The organism is Micromonospora sp. NPDC048040 (genome assembly GCF_055587185.1).
Window position 1 is genome coordinate 354785 of sequence record NZ_JBVJGT010000001.1, and the last position, 15452, is coordinate 370236.

Genomic DNA, 15452 nt, shown 5'->3' on the forward strand with positions numbered 1-15452 from the left:
ACAGGTGACCACGGTGGAACAACCGGTGGACGTGCTGCTCAGCGACGGCACCACCGTCCAGTTGCGACCGATCCGCCCGTCGGACGGGCCGGGGATCGTGGCGATGCACTCGCGCTTCTCCGAGCGCACCCGCTACCTGCGGTACTTCTCGCCGTACCCGCGCATCCCCGAGCGGGACCTGCACCGCTTCGTCAACGTCGACCACCGCGACCGGGAGGCGTTCGTGGTGCTGGCCGGCGACCGGATCGTCGCCGTCGGCCGCTACGAGCGGCTCGGCCCCGACGCGCCCGAGGCCGAGGTGGCGTTCGTGGTCGAGGACGCCTACCAAGGCCGGGGCATCGGCTCGGTGCTGCTGGAGCACCTGGCCGACGCGGCCGGCCGGACCGGCATCGCGAACTTCGTGGCCGAGGTGCTCCCGGCCAACGGCGCGATGCTGCGGGTCTTCGCCGACTTCGGCTACCAGCTCCAGCGCCAGTTCGCCGACGGCGTGGTGCACCTGACCTTCCCGATCGCGCCCACCGACGCCACGCTGGAGGTGCAGCGCGGCCGGGAGCACCGCACCGAGGCCCGCTCGATCGCCCGGCTGCTCGCCCCGCGCGGCGTCGCCGTCTACGGCGCCAGCGCCACCGGGCAGGGCGTCGGCGCGGCGGTGCTCGGGCACCTGCGGGACGGCGGCTACACCGGCCCGGTGGTGCCGGTGCACCCGAGCGCGGCGACGGTCGCCGGGCTGCCCGCGTACCCGTCGGCGGCCGACGCGGGCGTGCCGGTCGACCTGGCCGTGGTGGCGGTGCCGCCGGAGACGGCGCGGGAGGCGGTCGACGACGCCGCCGCCGCGGGCGCGCACGCCCTGGTGGTGATCTCCGCGGGCTTCGCCGAGGCCGGCCCGGACGGCGCGGCCGCGCAGCGCGCGCTGGTCCGCGCGGCCCACGCGGCGGGCATGCGCGTCGTCGGCCCGAACTGCCTGGGGGTGGCCAACACCGACCCGACCGTACGCCTCAACGCCACCCTCGCCCCGCGGCTGCCGATGCCCGGCCGGGTGGGCATCTTCAGCCAGTCCGGCGCGTTCGGGGTGGCGCTGCTGGCCGAGGCGGACCGGCGCGGGCTGGGCCTGTCCAGCTTCGTCTCGGCCGGCAACCGGGCCGACGTCTCCGGCAACGACCTGCTCCAGTACTGGCAGGACGACCCCGGCACCGACGTGATCATGTTGTACCTGGAGACCTTCGGCAATCCGCGCAAGTTCGCCCGGCTGGCCCGCCGGATCGGCCGGGACAAGCCGGTCGTGGCGCTCGCCTCCCCGGCCCGTCCACCAGGCTTGGGCGACTCCGTGGGGCCGGACGAGGTCGCCGTCGGCGCACTGTTCGCGCACTCCGGGGTGATCCGGGTGGACACCGTCGCCGAGCTGCTCGACGTCGGGGTGCTGCTGGCCAACCAGCCGCTGCCCGCCGGGCCGCGGGTCGGGGTGGTCGGCAACTCCTCGGCGCTGACCGGGCTCGCGGCCACCGCCTGCGCCGCGCAGGGGCTCACCGTCGCCCGCGGCTACCCCCGCGACGTCGGGCCCCGGGCCGGCGCGGCCGAGTTCGCCGCCGCGCTCGCCGACACCGCCGCCGACGAGGGCGTGGACGCGCTGGTGGTGGTCTTCGCCCCGCCGCTGCCCGGCCAGCTCACCGACACCGAGGCGGACTTCACCGCCGCCCTGCCGGCCGCGCTCGCCGCCGGCAAGCCGACCGTGGCGACGTTCCTGGTCGGCCGGGCGCCGGCCGGGGTGCCCGCGTACCCGAGCGTGGAGGAGGCCGTCCGCGCCCTCGCCCGGGTCGCCACGTACGCCGACTGGCTGCGCCGACCGGCCGGCCTGCTGCCGGAGCTGCCCCGGGTCGACCGGGCGGCGGCGCACGCGGCCCTGCGACCCGAGGCCCTCGACCCGGTGGGGCTGCTCGCCGCGTACGGGATCGACGTGGTCGAGTCGGCGCCGGTGCGTTCCGCCGGGGAGGCCGTCGACGCGGCGATCCGGCTCGGGTTCCCGGTGGCCCTCAAGGCCGCCGCCCCGGGCCTGCGGCACCGGCTCGACCTCGGCGCGGTCCGGCTCGACCTGCCCGACGCCGCCACGGTCCACCGCGCGTACGCGGAGATGTCGGCGGTCTTCGGCGCGGAGGTCCTGGTGCAGCCGATGGTGCCGCCCGGCGTGGCCTGCGTGGTCGAGCTGGTCGAGGACCCGGCGTTCGGCCCGGTGGTCGGCTTCGGGCTGGGCGGCGTCGCCACCGAGCTGCTCGGCGACCGGGCCTGGCGCGCGGTGCCGCTGACCGACCTGGACGCGGCCGAGTTGGTCGACGAGCCACGGGCGGCGCCGCTGCTGCGCGGGCACCGGGGCGCGGCGCCGGTGGACCGGGCGGCCCTGGCCGACCTGCTGCTGCGCGTCGGCCGGCTCGCCGACGAGCAGCCCCGGGTGCGCGCGCTCACCCTCAACCCGGTGCTCGCCCGCCCCGACGGCATCTCGGTGCTGCACGCCACCGTACGCATCGGCTCCGCCGTCGCCCGCCCCGACACCGGCCCCCGCCGGCTGTAGGGCGTCAGCCTCGGCTGGAGATCTGCTGCACCGCCCAGGCGTTGCCGTCCGGGTCGGTGAAGAAGACGAAGCCGACGTTGTCCAGCGGGTCCGGCACGGGGCGTGGGTTCTCGCCCACCACCTGGATCTCGCTCACCGCCACGCCGCGCTCGACCAGCTCGGCCCGGGCCCGGCGCAGGTCCGGCACGACCAGTTGGAGGCCCTTCAGCGAGCCCGGCGGCATGTCCGGCAACGCCCCCTTGCCGATGACGATCGAGCAGCCCGAGCCGGGCGGGGTGAGCTGCACGATCCGGGCGTCGGCGCTGACCACCGTGTCGTGGTCCACGACGAAGCCGAGCTGGTCGGCGTAGAACGCCTTGGCCCGGTCCACGTCGGAGACCGGTACGACCACCACTTCCAAAGTCCAGTTCACACCCCGTTGGTAGCCCGTCCGGCGGGCCGCGTCAAGGACCACGGCCCGGACGTACGTGCGGCCCCGGCGCACCGCCGGGGCCGCACGTGGCTCAGGGAACGTCAGCAGGCGTACGCCTCCAGGCGCTGCGCCCGCTCCGGGTCGCGCAGCTTCAGCAGGGTCACCTTCTCGATCTGCCGGATCCGCTCCCGGGACAGGCCGAACTCCCGGCCGACCTCGTCGAGCGTGCGCTGCCGGCCGTCGTCGAGACCGAACCGCAGCCGGATCACCGCCTGCTCCCGCTGGGAGAGGGTGGCCAGCACGATGCTCACCTCGTTGCGCAGCTCGCCCTGCGCGGCGGCGTCGCCCGGCTCGGCGCTCGGGTCCACCGCGGCCACGAAGTCACCGAGCGCGCTCTCGCCGTCCTCGCCGACCGCCTGGTCCAGGCTCACCGGCTCCCGGTCGTACGAGATCAGCTCGATCACCTGGAACTCCGGGATGTCCATGGCCCGGGCGACCTCGGCGACCGTGGGCTCGCGGCCCAGCGAGACGGACAGCTCGCGGCGGGCCCGGACCATGCGGTTGACCTGCTCGACCATGTGCACCGGGATGCGGATGGTGCGGGCCTGGTCGGCCATCGCGCGGGTGATCGCCTGCCGGATCCACCAGGTGGCGTAGGTGGAGAACTTGTAGCCCTTGGCGTAGTCGAACTTCTCGACCGCGCGGATCAGGCCGAGGTTGCCCTCCTGGATGAGGTCGAGGAACGCCATGCCGCGACCGGTGTAGCGCTTGGCGATGCTGACCACCAGGCGGAGATTCGCCTCCAGCAGGTGGTCCTTCGCCGCCCGGCCCTGCGTGACGATCAGCTCCAGGTCGGCCCGCAGCTCGGCGGAGACCGGGGTGCAGGTCGCCAGCTTCTCCTCGGCGAACAGCCCGGCCTCGATCCGCTTGGCCAGGTCGACCTCCTGCGCGGCGGTCAGCAGCTTCGTCCGCCCGATCCCGTTCAGGTATGCCCGGACCAGATCCGTGGAGACGCCGCGCTCGTCCGTGGCGTCGAGGTCGGTCAGGGTGTCGGTGGCGTGGTCGGCCTCGGTGGTGCCGGCCGGGCGCATCCGGTGCTCCATCATCTGCAGGGCCATCTCGTCTTCTCCCCGTGTCCACGTCTGTGCCGCTCGTTCCGGCTCAGTGGTGCCGGTGTGACACACAGCTTGGCGGGCGGGGCGTGAAACGGGAGTGAGGCGATCGGGGACCCGACACGAATCCGGTCCGGGTCCTGCGCACCGTGCGCGTGTCGTCGCCGAGGGTTCCTTGTCGCCTGCGGTTACCGTGCCAGCGGTCGGCCAGTGGGGCCGGCGCCGCCGGCGACGTCGGCGCACCGGAACAGGTTTTGGAGGGTGTCGTGGTCTTCAAGCGGCTCATGCAGGCGATGGGCGTGGGTGGCCCGTCGGTGGAAACGGTCCTGGCGAACCCGAACTGCCGCCCCGGCGGCCAGTTGGAGGGCGTCGTCCACGTGGCCGGCGGCGAGCACCCCGTCGACATCTCCTACGTGTCCCTGGGCCTGGTCACCCGGGTCGAGGTGGAGAGCGGCGACAACGACTACGAGACCACGCAGGAGTTCCACCGGCAGGCGGCGACCGGCGCGTTCCGGCTGGAGCCCGGCCAGCGACACGACATCCCGTTCCGCTTCGCCGTGCCGTGGGAGACGCCGCTCACCGAGCTGTACGGGCAGCACCTGCACGGGATGACGATGGGGCTGCGTACGGAGCTGGAGGTGGCCCGCGCGGTCGACAAGGGCGACCTGGACGCGGTGGCGGTGCACCCGCTGCCGTCCCAGCAGCGGATCCTGGAGGCGTTCCTGCGGCTGGGCTTCCGGTTCGCCCGGGCCGACGTGGAGCGCGGCCACATCTACGGCGTGCGGCAGAGCCTGCCCTTCTACCAGGAGATCGAGTTCTACCCGGCACCTCAGTACGCCGGCGCGATCAACCAGCTCGAGGTCACCTTCGTCACCGACCCGCAGCAGATCCAGGTGGTGCTGGAGCTCGACAAGCGCGGCGGCCTGTTCACCGAGGGGCGGGACGCCTTCGGCCGCTTCACCATCGACCACGCCACCGCCGAGCGCACCGACTGGACGGCCCAGCTCGACGCCTGGATCCGCCAGTCTCTCCAGCGCCGCGGCCTCTTCTCCTGACCCGCCCACCCCACCCCGCCCCCACCGGCGAGTTGATCATGAAGTTGTTGTCTTTCGCCGCGTGTCATGGCAATAACTTCATGATCAACGGGTGGGATCCGGGGTTGGGGTGGGTGGGGAGGAGGGGGAGGGGAGGGTGGTGGTTAGAGGTCGAGGAGGATCGTGCGTGGACCGATGTTGACGCTCTCGACCAGCATGTGGGCGCGGAAGCGGCCGGTCTCGACCTTCGCGCCCCGGGCGCGCAGCGCCTCCACGACCGCCGTCACCAGCGGCTCCGCCACCTCGGCCGGGGCCGCCGCCGTCCAGCTCGGACGGCGCCCCTTGCGGGCGTCGCCGTAGAGCGTGAACTGGCTGACCACCAGGATCGGCGCGCCGGTGTCGGCGGCGGACCGCTCGTCGTCGAGGATGCGCAGCTCGTGCACCTTGCGGGCCATCGTGCGGGCGGTCTCGACGGTGTCGGTGTGGGTCACCCCGAGCAGCACCAGCAGCCCGTCGTCGATCGCGCCGACCACCTCGCCGTCGACCGTCACGCCCGCCCGGCCGACGGTCTGCACCACGGCCCGCATCAGCCGGTCACCGGCTCGATGAAGCCGCGCTCGACGAGGTGCGCCACGATCGGGCCGGCAGCGTCGGCCAGCTCCTCGGGGGCGACGTCGTGCGCGGCCGCGAGCAGGGCGAGCTGGTCGCGCAGCGGCAGCCGCCCGTCGGCCCCGCCCACCAGGGCGAGCACCAGGGGGTCGATCTCCTCCGTCCAGCGCAGCCCGTGCGGCATGGCCAGCACCTGCCGGTCCACCGCCCAGCCCTCGTCGCCCATCGTGGCCTCCTGCCGGAGCTGGAGGCCGTCAGCCGCCCGGTAGCGCGCGGCGAGCAGCCCGTCGGCGTCGTGGGCGCGCAGCCAGTCCTGGCGGTCGAACCAGGCGCCGATCCGGTCGCCCAGCGGCGCCTCCACCCGCTGCCGCAGGTCCTCCACCCGGATCACCGGGTCGTCGTGGCCGGAGCGGCGCAGCGAGACGATGCCGAAGCCGACCGCCTCCACCTTGTGCGCGTCGAACCAGTCCAGCCAGTCCGCCATCCGCTGCGGGTCGGCGGCCTCGCCGACGTCGGTGAGCCACAGGTTGACGTACGCCATCGGGTCCGCCACCTCGCGCTGGACGACCCAGGCGTCCAGCCCGGTGCCGGCGAACCAGCCGGTCACCCGCTCGGCCCAGTCCTCGCCCGCGACGTGCACCCAGTTGGCCAGGTACTGCATGGTGCCGCCCTCGGTGAGCAGACCGGGCGCGGCGGCGGCCAGCTCCGCGCCGATCGCGTCGCCGACCCGGCCGGAGTCGCGGTAGACGTGCGTGGTGGTGCCCGGCCCGACCACGAACGGCGGGTTGCTCACCACCAGGTCGAAGCGGCGCCCGGCGACGGGGGCGACCATGTCGCCGCGGAGCAGCTCCCAGTCCTGGCCGTTGAGCGCGGCGGTGGTGGCGGCGAAGCGCAGCGCCCGCTCGGAGACGTCGGTGGCGGTCACCCGCCGGGCGTGGGTGGCCAGGTGCAGCGCCTGCACGCCGGAGCCGGTGCCCAGGTCCAGCGCGGTCTCCACCGGCCGGCGGACGGTCGCGCCGATCAGCGTCTGGGTCGCCCCGCCGATGCCGAGGACGTGGTGGGCGTGCAACGGGCGGCCCGGGCGGGCGCTGGCGGGCACGTCGGCCAGCACCCACCAGTCGTCCCCGTACGGCTCCAGGTCCAGGCCCATCCGCAGCCCGTCGCCGTGCCGCTCGACCAGGCCCCCGGCGAGCGCCTCGTCCAGCGACAACGGCGCGAGCGCGGCGGCCACGGCGGCCTCCGGCTCGGTCTGCTCGCAGACGAACACCCGGATCAGCGTGCCGAGCGGGTCGCGGTCCTCGGTGGCGCGCAGCGCGGCCCGGAAGTCGTTGCGGGCCACCCCGCCGGTGGCCTGCGGGCCGAGCCGGGTGGCGATGCCGTTCGAGGTGAACCCGGCCCCGGTCAGCGCGGTCCGCAGCGCCTCGACGCCGGCGGGGGAGAGCAACATGTCGTGTCCGTCCACGCCGTCATCCTGCCTGGCGCCGCGCGCCGGCGTTCGACCACCCGGGAGATCGGCGCCACCGTCGCCAGCGCGCGCCGGTCGGCCGCCCGTGCCACCAGCCAGGTGTACGCCAGCAGCACGAGCACGTCGACCAGCACCAGCTGCCACGGCGCGTCGGCCATCGTCTCGTCCACGGCCAGCCCGCCGAACGCCGCGGCCAGCCCGAACGCGCTCACGTTGTTGACCACGTGCAACGCGACGGCCGCCTCCAGGCCGCCGGTGCGCACCGTGAGCCAACCGCAGAGCAGGCCCATCACGACCAGGTCGGCGAAGCCCCAGACGGTGCCCCAGCCGTGCGCCGCGGCGAAGAGCACCGCCTGCACCACCAACCCCGGCCAGGGCGAGCGCAGCCACGTCCCGAAGGCCTGGAGCAGCCAGCCACGGAACAGGTACTCCTCGGCGGCGGCCTGGAACGGGACCAGCGCGACGACCATCAGCAGGGCGGCGACGAAGGTGGGCCAGCCGACCCAGGCGTCGAGCGGGCCGAGGAGGACCATCTCGTCCCCGGTGGCCCGCAGGAGCAGGTGGCTGCCGACCAGCATGACCGTGATCGCCGGGGCGGCCGTCAGCAGGCAGGTGGCCAGCCAGCGCCACCGGACCCGGCCGAGCACGGAGGAGAGGCTGCCGGCCGGCCGGCGTTCCACCCAGCGGGTGACGGCCATCGTCAGCGGCAGGGCCACCGCCACCGACAGCACCAGCAGGGCGGTGTCCACGACGGGACCGAAGACGGGCAGCCCGTCGGCGTCCGTCGGCGTACCGGTGATCTCGGCCACGACGGTGGCGACGCCGAAGAGTGCGCAGCCGACGAGCAGCGCGCCGCCGAGCAGGGCGAGGACGCCGACGAGCGATCGCCACCATCGCTGCCGGCCGGTCCGGGCCAGCCGGTGGTACGGGGTGCCCGGGGGAGTACTACTGATCATGGGAGCAAGCCTGCCGCCGCCGACGGGCCGGCGGGTCGACGTGCGGACCGAACTCGGCACCGCCCTGGGGTATAGGCCACCTCGTGCCCGCGGGCGACGTGACCGGTCGGCGGGCCTCCGTAGGGTTGCCTCATCATGACTCTCCTGCGGACCTGGTTGCTGCCGTCGGCGCTGGTCGGCGCCCAGCTCCTGCTCTGGCCCGGCCTGCCGCTGCTGCGGGGCGACGCACCGGACGTCACGGCGACCTCGGCGGGTCTGGTCGCCGCCGTGGTCACCCTCCTGGCGCTGGGCTGGCGGCAGCATCGGCCGCTCCCGGCGCTGGCCGTGGTCCTGGCCGCGCAGACCCTCGGCCGGCTGGGCGCCTCTCCCGACGACCTGTTGGTGCTCAGCCTCGCCGAGCTGGTCGCCATCTGGTCCGTGGCTGTCCGGGCGCCCGGCCGGGTGGTGCGCGTGGCGCTGGCTGTGAGCGCCCTGTGGGTGGCGTCGGTCAACCTCCCCCGCTTCGACACCGCCGCGGCCTACCTGGGAGAGGTCGTCGTCGCCGTGCTCGGCTACCTGCTGGCCGCGGGTCTCGGGCGCAGCCGCCGGCACTGGATGACCGGGCGGGCGGCGGTGGCCGGCCGGCTCGTCGCCGCCGAGGCGGAGGCCCGTCAGGCGGCCGAGACCGAACGCCATCGGCTCGCCCGGGAGCTGCACGACGTCAGCGCCCACCACCTCACCTCCATCGTGGTGACGGTGGGAGCGGCCGAGCGCCTGGCGGCCCGGCGTCCGGAGTTGGCCGCGGAGGCGGTGGAGTTCGCGGCGCGTACGGGGCGGGAGACCCTGGTCGCGCTGCGCCGCCTGGTCGCGGTGATGAGCGACGACACAGAGGCGCACCGGCCGTTGCGGCAGCGGCTCGACGACCTGGTCGCCGGCTTTCACCGGCTCGGCCAGCCGGTGCGCCTCGACCGCACCGGTCCGGAACCGCCGGCCGCCCTGGCCGGGGTCGTCCACGCCGTCGTCCGCGAGTCCCTGACCAACGTGGTGCGGCACGCCGCCGGAGCCGACGTCTCGGTTCGGGTCGCGGTCGCCGCCGGGACCGTCACGGTCACGGTCGCCGACACCGGCGTACCGGGGCCGACGGCCGCCTTCACGCTGGGCGCCGGGCGGGGCATCAGCGGCCTGCGGGAGCGCGTCGCCGCCCTGGGCGGCACCCTGCGCGCCGGCCCGGACGGCGACGGCTGGCGGGTCGAGGCACGGCTGCCCGTCGGGGCGGATCCCGGCAGCCCGCCGGTCGGGGCGGATCCCGGCAGCCGGCCGTCGCCGGTCCGGTCGGAGAACGGCCGGTCCCTGGTGACCGCCGCGCTGGTCGGCAACGCGCTGGTGCTTCCGGTGGCCGCGGCCCTCGTCTCGGTGGAGACCGACGCCGAACTGGCGGGGCTGCGTGACCCGATCGTCCTGCTCCAGTTCCTGCTGCTCTCCGTGGCGCACGCCGCGCCGCTGGCGTGGCGGTGCCGCCGACCGTGGGCCGCGTTCGCGGGCGTCGCCGGGACCGCGCTGCTCTGGCCGGTCACCGCGCTGCTGGTCGGGCTGCCCCGGGGTGCGGAGTTCGTGCTGCTGACCGCCGGCTTCGCCGACCTGGCCGCCGTCTGGGCCGTGGCCGCGTACGCCCGGCGGGCCGGCCCCACGTGGCTGGCCGCGCCGTCGGCGGCCACGGTGCTCGCCGTGGGCCTGGTCGGTACGGCGGCGGCGGACGGCTCGATCGCCGGGGAGCCCGTGCACGTGCCCGTGACCGTCTTCATGACCGTGTTCGTCGCCGGGCTGCTGCTGGCGCCGATGCTGCTGACCTGGGGCGGCGGCGTGCTGGTCCGGGGCCGGCGGCGGCGGGTGCTCAGCCGGGAGGGCGACGCGCTGGCCGCGGCGACCGCCCGGGCCGTGGCGGCGGCCCGGGCCGAGCGGGAGCGGATCGGTGCCGGACTGCGCTCGGCGGTGCTGGACCGGGCCGGCCGCCTGGTGGTCGTCGCCGACCAGGGCCGGCTCGCCGAGATCCTGGTCGAGGCACGGGCCACGTTGGCCGCGATGCGCGGCCTGCTGGACGACCTGCGCGCCGACGACCGGCCGGTGCCGCACGGTCCGCAACCGACCCTCGCCGACGTGGGCGGGCTCTGCGCGTCGCGGCAGGCGCACGGTCGCGACGTCCTGCTGGACGCGCCAGCGACCGTGCCGGCCCTGCCGACCGACGTGGACGTGTCGGCGTACCGGCTGGTGGAGGCCGCGTTGGACGCGGGCGTCGGGCCGGCCCGGGTGGTGCTGCGGCTGACCGGCGGTGAGCTGCGGGTGTCGGTCACGGGCCTGCCCACCGTGTCGGACCCGCTGGTCGTCGCCGGGTTGCGGGCCCGGGTCGACGCGCTCGGTGGCCGGCTCGCGCTGCGCCGCGGCGAGCTGCGGGCGCGGCTGCCGCTGCCGCCGGTCCCCGTGGTCGCCGCCCGGCCCGGGCAGCGGGGCGAACGAGTGCCGGAGGGGGCGCGATGATCAGGGTGCTGGTGGTGGACGACCAGCCGGTGGTCCGGGCCGGGTTCGCGGCGATCGTCGACGCCGAACCGGACCTGACGGTGGTCGGGGAGGCCGCCGACGGCGCCGACGCGCTCGACCAGGCCGCCCGGAGCCGACCGGACGTGGTGTTGATGGACATCCGGATGCCGGGGATGGACGGCCTCACCGCCACCGCCCGGCTGACCGCCGACCCGGCCGGCCCCCGGGTGCTGGTGCTGACCACCTTCGACCTGGACGCCCACGTGTTCGAGGCGCTGCGGGTGGGCGCCTCGGGCTTCCTGCTCAAGGACGCCCAACCGGTCGACCTGCTGCACGCGATCCGGGTGGTGGCCGCCGGCGACGGGCTGCTCGCCCCCACCGTCACCCGCCGGCTGATCGACGCCTTCGCCACCGGGGCACTCACCCCGCCGGCGGAGCCCGCCGAGCTGGCCGCGCTCACCGCACGGGAGCGCGAGGTCTTCGTCCGGCTGGCGGCCGGGCTGACCAACGCGGAGATCGGCGCGCAGTTGGGCGTCGCGACCGGCACGGTGAAGGCACACGTCAACGCCCTGCTGGGCAAGCTGGGTGCGCGGGACCGGGTGCAGGCGACGATCCGTGCCTACGACCTCGGGCTCGTCCGGCCCGGCACCCGGCGGTCACCCGCGTAGGGGCGTCGGCCGGGCACACCCCCGGGGTCGGGCGGCGACGCCCTGCCCGGTGCCGGTGGCCGCCGGCACGGAAGGCGCGGGCGGATCGGCGCGGCCCCTTCGCCCGGCCTCCGCCATTGGGCAGGATGGTCCCATGACGCTCGCGCTGCCCATCGACCCCGAGGCCAACCGGCTGCTGGACCGCAGCCCGCTGGCCCTGCTGCTGGGGATGGTCCTCGACCAACAGGTGACGATGGAGAAGGCCTTCTCCTCGCCGTACGTGCTGACCCAGCGCCTCGGACGGGACCTGGACGCCCGGGAGATCGCCGACCACGATCCCGAGGCCCTGGTGGCCCTGTTCGCCCAGCCACCGGCGCTGCACCGGTTCCCGAAGGCGATGGCGGCCCGGGTGCAGGAGGTGTGCCGGGTCCTCGTCGACCGGTACGACGGCGACGCCGCCCGGCTCTGGTCCGACGTCGCCGACGGCCGGGAACTGTTCCGCCGCATCGCCGAGCTGCCCGGCTTCGGCAGGCAGAAGGCGCAGATCTTCCTCGCCCTGCTCGGCAAGCGGTTCGGGGTCACGCCGGAGGGCTGGCGGGAGGCAGCCGGCGGGTACGGCGACCTGGACGCCCACCGGTCGGTGGCGGACGTCGTCGACGCGGAATCGCTGCGCCGGGTGCGTGACTACAAGCAGCAGGTGAAGGCGGCGGCGAAGGCGAAGGCCGCCCAGGGCTGACGCCGCCGTCGCGTGGCGAGGCCGGTGGACGGGAGTTCCCGGGCGGCCCCGTGCGGGCCGAGGTCAGGCGGCGGTCGTGAGTGTGCCTCGTGCCTCGGTGCGGTGACGTCAGGCGGTCGTGGGTGTGCCTCGGTGCGCCGCGCCGTCAGGCGGCGGTCGGGCGGGACAGGGCGGCCAGCGCCCGCCGGACGTCGGCGAGGGAGACCGTCGCCGAGTCGTCCAGGTCGGCCAGGCCGGCCTCGATCCACTGCCGCATCAGAGTGGTGACCCCGATGCCGCGGGCGTCGGCGGCCGCGCGGACCCGCTCGTACGTCTCCAGGGGCAGGCGCACCGAGCGGCTGACCATGGGGGTCTCGGTGTCGGGGGTGGGCAGCTCCACCGGCTGAGTCTCGTCGATCAGCTCCGCGAGCCGGTCACCGCCGCTGTGGAACTGCTTGGTCGCGTCGTTACGGTTCATCGTCACCGCCTCCTCATCGGCGAGATCTCCGCACGGCCTCGTCGTAGCGCTTCGCCTCGGCGTCGCTGAGCTCGCGGGCGGAGAGGATGTCCCAGTCGTTGTCGGTGCCGTCGGCCTCGGCGAGCAGCACGGCCAGTCGGCGCCCCCGGCGGGCGGCGGCGTAGACGACCATCACGTCGTCGCCCAGGTGACGGATCACCCGGCGGGTGCTGTGCAGCGCCTCCCAGACTTCCCCGGGCGTGACGTCGTAGACCCTCAGGTTAGCCAACGCCTCGTCGGTGAAGCTGAACCTGCTGCCCACGGCGCGAGCGTACCACGGATGTAATACGAACCCGGCTGCGCCGATTTTCGCTGATCACGCGTTCGAGGTGACAGGATGAGGCGTAACCCCCTCGAGGAGGTCCGTGGTGAAGCGTCAGGCGTACCAGCCGATCCTGATCACCGACGCCTCGCGCAGCCAGGACGACCAGCTCACCAGCCGTCAGCGGCGCTACGTGCTGATGATGGGGATCCGGGTGGCGTGCGTGATCGTCGGTGCCGTCCTGGTCGGCGTACAGGCCCCGCTGCTCTGGCTCTGGCTGCCGTTGGTGGCCCTCGGCATGGTGCTCATCCCCTGGCTGGCGGTGCTGCTGGCGAACGACCGCCCGCCGAAGGAGCAGCACCGGCTGGCGTCCCGGTTCCAGCCGCGGCACCGCGACGAGACCCCGCCGATGAGCCTGACCGCCGAGGAGCGGCCGCACAAGGTGATCGACGCCGAGCCCTGACCGACCCGCTCCCGTCCGGCGAGCGGGGCGGGGCGCGGGTTTCGGGTCAGGGAGTGGGGCGCGCGCCCACCTGGGAGACCGCCATGGCACCGAGGTCGCCCGCGCGGCGCAGCGCCACCGTCGGGTCCGCGCCGGCGAGCCAGGCGGCCAGCAGCCCGGCCGCGAAGGCGTCCCCGGCCCCGGTGACGTCCACCACCGCCACCCGGCGGGCCGGCGCCACGGCGACCGTGGCGTCCCGGTCCACCCATACCGCCCCCGCCGCGCCCTGCTTGACGACGATCCGCCGGGCGGAGGCCGACAGCGCCCGCCCCTGCGCCGCCGGGTCGAGCCCGCCGGCCAGCACGGTCGCCTCGTCGGCGTTGACCAGGAGCAGGTCGACCCCGCGTACCCAGGACAGGAAGGCCGCCGCGCCGACCCGCCGCAGCGGCGCCGCGGAGGCCGCGTCGACGCTGGTGGTGAGCCCGCGCTCGCGGGCGGCGGCCAGCGCGCGCAGCCCGGCCGGGCGGGACTCGGCGTCCAGCAGGGTGTACGCGGACAGGTGCAGGTGCCGCGCGTCCGGCGCGGCGGCCAGCGCCGCGTCGACGTCCGCCGGGGCCAGCCGCAGGTTGGCGCCCCGCTCGGTGATCATCGTCCGTTCCCCGGCGGTGGCCAGCACGATGACCGTGCCGGTGGCATGCTCCGGGTGCCGCGTCACCGCGCAGTCGACCCCGGCACGCTCCAGCTCGGCCACCCGCTCCCGCCCCTGCCCGTCGTCGCCGACCGCGCCCACCAACGTCACCGGCACGCCCTGGGCGGCGAGCCAGGCCGCGGTGTTGGCGGCCTGTCCGCCGCCGCTGAACCGGATGGCCGCCGGTGTGTCGGACCCGGTGGCCGGTGGCCCGTCCAGCACCGCCACCACGTCGGTGATCAGGTCACCGACGACGAGGACGCGGCCTGCGGTCATGCGTCGGCGCGACGGGCGGCTGCGGCGACCGCGATCCGGGCGGCGAGGTCGGCGTTGCGCAGGATGATCCGGACGTTCACCGCCAGGCTCGCCCCCTCGGTCGCCGAGTGGAAGTGGGCGAGCAGGTAGGGCGTCACCGCCTTGCCGGTCACCCCGTCGCGCTCGAGCAGCGCCAGCCCGTCGGCGAGCGTCCGGTCGTGCAGCTCCGGGTCGAGCTGCTCGTCGGCCGGCAGCGGATTGGCCACGATCAGGCCGCCGTGGTGCACGCCGTGCTGCTCCCGGGCGGCCAGCGCGTCGGCGACCTGCTCGGCGGAGTCCAGCGACCAGTCCAGGTCGAAGCCGCCGTCGGTGATGAAGAAGCCGGGGAACCGCCGGGTCCGGTAGCCCACCACGCCGACGCCGAGGGTCTCCAGCCGCTCCAGGGTGGCGCCCACGTCGAGGATCGACTTGACGCCGGCGCAGACCACCGCGATCGGGGTCCGGGCCAGGGTGACCAGGTCGGCGGACTCGTCGAAGGTCTGTGCGGCCTCCCGGTGCACCCCGCCGAGGCCGCCGGTGGCGAACACCCCGATGCCGGCGGCGGCGGCCACCGCGCTGGTCGCGGCCACGGTCGTGGCGCCGTCCGCGCCGGTGGCCGCCGCCACGGCGAGATCGCGTACGGAGAGCTTGGCGACCCCGTCGGCGGTGGCGAGCCGGGTCAGCTCCGCGTCGTCCAGGCCCGCCACGAGCCGGCCGCCGACCATGCCGATGGTCGCCGGGACCGCGCCCGCGTCCCGGACCGCCTGCTCGATCTCCCGGGCCACCCGCAGGTTGTCCGGCCGGGGCAGGCCGTGCGAGACGATGGTGCTCTCCAGGGCGACGACGGGGCGTCCGGCGCGCAGTGCCTCGGCCACCTCGGTGCCGTAGTGGATGTGAAAGTCGGTCACGTCACCACCGTACGGCCTCCGCCGGGGGTGGCCTGAAGTGGACCGGGCCGCGGTGACCTGCCAGACTTGACGGTCGGAGGTGTAGAAGTGAGCACACAGGTTCTCGAGCGTCCGGAGCTGAAGGACGCCGACACCGGTCCCGAGATGTTCCACTACGTGCGCAAGGAGAAGATCGCCGAGAGTGCCGTCATGGGCACCTTCGTCGTCGCGCTCTGCGGGGAGACCTTCCCGGTGACCAAGGCCGCCAAGCCCGGCTCGCCGGTCTGCCCGAAGTGCAAGGAGATCTACGACTCGTACGCCGAGTGAACCAGGGCGGCCGG

16 protein-coding genes are annotated in these 15452 nt (G+C 75.2%); 7 read left to right on the forward strand and 9 right to left on the reverse strand.

Going from position 1 to position 15452, the window contains the following annotated elements; all coding sequences use genetic code 11:
- The first annotated feature begins 4 nt into the window (after positions 1–4).
- Positions 5–2560, forward strand: coding sequence for a bifunctional acetate--CoA ligase family protein/GNAT family N-acetyltransferase (locus ACZ6O2_RS01590; protein ID WP_466021635.1), 2556 nt, complete (start codon positions 5–7; stop codon positions 2558–2560).
- Positions 2561–2564: 4 nt separating this feature from the next.
- Here the strand turns inward: ACZ6O2_RS01590 and ACZ6O2_RS01595 are convergent, their stop codons facing one another.
- Positions 2565–2972 carry a VOC family protein gene (locus ACZ6O2_RS01595; protein WP_350710959.1) on the reverse strand — a complete coding sequence of 136 codons (408 nt, stop codon included), beginning with the start codon at positions 2970–2972 and terminating at the stop codon, positions 2565–2567.
- A 101-nt stretch (positions 2973–3073) separates the two neighbouring features.
- Complete coding sequence (sigB, locus tag ACZ6O2_RS01600) at positions 3074–4090, reverse strand: RNA polymerase sigma factor SigB (RefSeq protein ID WP_466021636.1); 1017 nt, start codon at positions 4088–4090, stop codon at positions 3074–3076.
- Between the two features lie 260 nt (positions 4091–4350).
- Here sigB and ACZ6O2_RS01605 point away from each other — a divergent pair, with 260 nt between their 5' ends.
- Positions 4351–5139: a sporulation protein gene (locus ACZ6O2_RS01605; protein ID WP_393265387.1), complete on the forward strand. Its 789-nt coding sequence runs from the start codon at positions 4351–4353 to the stop codon at positions 5137–5139.
- A gap of 143 nt (positions 5140–5282) precedes the next feature.
- Here ACZ6O2_RS01605 and dtd read toward each other — a convergent pair whose 3' ends face one another.
- From dtd to ACZ6O2_RS01620, 3 genes are read right to left on the reverse strand one after another with little or no spacing between them, the layout of a single operon-like run.
- Positions 5283–5705, reverse strand: coding sequence for a D-aminoacyl-tRNA deacylase (gene dtd, locus ACZ6O2_RS01610; protein ID WP_466021637.1), 423 nt, complete (start codon positions 5703–5705; stop codon positions 5283–5285).
- Positions 5705–7189, reverse strand: a complete 1485-nt coding sequence (locus ACZ6O2_RS01615) for a DUF7782 domain-containing protein (protein ID WP_466021638.1) — start codon at positions 7187–7189, stop codon at positions 5705–5707. Before ACZ6O2_RS01615 ends, dtd begins: the two co-directional genes overlap by 1 nt.
- Positions 7129–8148 carry a lysostaphin resistance A-like protein gene (locus tag ACZ6O2_RS01620; RefSeq protein WP_466021639.1) on the reverse strand — a complete coding sequence of 340 codons (1020 nt, stop codon included), beginning with the start codon at positions 8146–8148 and terminating at the stop codon, positions 7129–7131. The genes ACZ6O2_RS01615 and ACZ6O2_RS01620 overlap by 61 nt, the downstream gene beginning before the upstream one ends.
- 135 nt (positions 8149–8283) lie before the next feature.
- Between ACZ6O2_RS01620 and ACZ6O2_RS01625 the strand changes: the two genes are divergently transcribed.
- From ACZ6O2_RS01625 to ACZ6O2_RS01635, 3 genes are all read left to right on the forward strand, one after another.
- Entirely contained in the window at positions 8284–10659 is a 2376-nt protein-coding gene (locus ACZ6O2_RS01625) for a sensor histidine kinase (RefSeq protein ID WP_466021640.1), read from the forward strand.
- Positions 10656–11327, forward strand: coding sequence for a response regulator transcription factor (locus tag ACZ6O2_RS01630; protein WP_350710969.1), 672 nt, complete (start codon positions 10656–10658; stop codon positions 11325–11327). Before ACZ6O2_RS01625 ends, ACZ6O2_RS01630 begins: the two co-directional genes overlap by 4 nt.
- A gap of 133 nt (positions 11328–11460) precedes the next feature.
- Positions 11461–12042, forward strand: a complete 582-nt coding sequence (locus ACZ6O2_RS01635) for an HhH-GPD-type base excision DNA repair protein (RefSeq protein WP_350710971.1) — start codon at positions 11461–11463, stop codon at positions 12040–12042.
- 145 nt (positions 12043–12187) lie between these two features.
- On the opposite strand, the gene ACZ6O2_RS01640 is transcribed toward ACZ6O2_RS01635, so the two are convergent.
- Both ACZ6O2_RS01640 and ACZ6O2_RS01645 read right to left on the reverse strand, forming a co-directional pair.
- Entirely contained in the window at positions 12188–12499 is a 312-nt protein-coding gene (locus ACZ6O2_RS01640; RefSeq protein ID WP_350710973.1) for a hypothetical protein, read from the reverse strand.
- 13 nt (positions 12500–12512) lie between these two features.
- Positions 12513–12800: a hypothetical protein gene (locus tag ACZ6O2_RS01645; RefSeq protein WP_245724613.1), complete on the reverse strand. Its 288-nt coding sequence runs from the start codon at positions 12798–12800 to the stop codon at positions 12513–12515.
- Between the two features lie 106 nt (positions 12801–12906).
- On the opposite strand from ACZ6O2_RS01645, the gene ACZ6O2_RS01650 reads away from it, so the two are divergent.
- Positions 12907–13263 (forward strand): DUF3099 domain-containing protein, encoded by a 357-nt coding sequence (locus tag ACZ6O2_RS01650; RefSeq protein WP_350711071.1) that lies wholly within the window; start codon positions 12907–12909, stop codon positions 13261–13263.
- A 46-nt stretch (positions 13264–13309) separates the two neighbouring features.
- On the opposite strand, the gene ACZ6O2_RS01655 is transcribed toward ACZ6O2_RS01650, so the two are convergent.
- Both ACZ6O2_RS01655 and ACZ6O2_RS01660 read right to left on the reverse strand, forming a co-directional pair.
- Positions 13310–14206, reverse strand: coding sequence for a carbohydrate kinase family protein (locus ACZ6O2_RS01655; protein ID WP_350710976.1), 897 nt, complete (start codon positions 14204–14206; stop codon positions 13310–13312).
- The gene (locus ACZ6O2_RS01660) at positions 14203–15132 is read right to left on the reverse strand and encodes a pseudouridine-5'-phosphate glycosidase (protein WP_466021641.1); all 930 of its coding nucleotides are present in this window, start codon (positions 15130–15132) and stop codon (positions 14203–14205) included. Before ACZ6O2_RS01660 ends, ACZ6O2_RS01655 begins: the two co-directional genes overlap by 4 nt.
- Before the next feature lie 87 nt (positions 15133–15219).
- Between ACZ6O2_RS01660 and ACZ6O2_RS01665 the strand changes: the two genes are divergently transcribed.
- Positions 15220–15438 carry a DUF3039 domain-containing protein gene (locus ACZ6O2_RS01665; RefSeq protein ID WP_091096469.1) on the forward strand — a complete coding sequence of 73 codons (219 nt, stop codon included), beginning with the start codon at positions 15220–15222 and terminating at the stop codon, positions 15436–15438.
- The last annotated feature ends 14 nt before the right edge of the window (positions 15439–15452 follow it).

Coding starts and splice junctions, on each gene's coding strand:
- ACZ6O2_RS01630 (WP_350710969.1), top strand. CDS start 10,656: ATGATCAGGGTGCTGGTGGTGGACGACCAGCCGGTGGTCCGGGCCGGG.
- ACZ6O2_RS01625 (WP_466021640.1), top strand. CDS start 8,284: ATGACTCTCCTGCGGACCTGGTTGCTGCCGTCGGCGCTGGTCGGCGCC.
- ACZ6O2_RS01640 (WP_350710973.1), bottom strand. CDS start 12,499: ATGAACCGTAACGACGCGACCAAGCAGTTCCACAGCGGCGGTGACCGG.
- dtd (WP_466021637.1), bottom strand. CDS start 5,705: ATGCGGGCCGTGGTGCAGACCGTCGGCCGGGCGGGCGTGACGGTCGAC.
- ACZ6O2_RS01635 (WP_350710971.1), top strand. CDS start 11,461: ATGACGCTCGCGCTGCCCATCGACCCCGAGGCCAACCGGCTGCTGGAC.
- ACZ6O2_RS01620 (WP_466021639.1), bottom strand. CDS start 8,148: ATGATCAGTAGTACTCCCCCGGGCACCCCGTACCACCGGCTGGCCCGG.
- ACZ6O2_RS01655 (WP_350710976.1), bottom strand. CDS start 14,206: ATGACCGCAGGCCGCGTCCTCGTCGTCGGTGACCTGATCACCGACGTG.
- sigB (WP_466021636.1), bottom strand. CDS start 4,090: ATGGCCCTGCAGATGATGGAGCACCGGATGCGCCCGGCCGGCACCACC.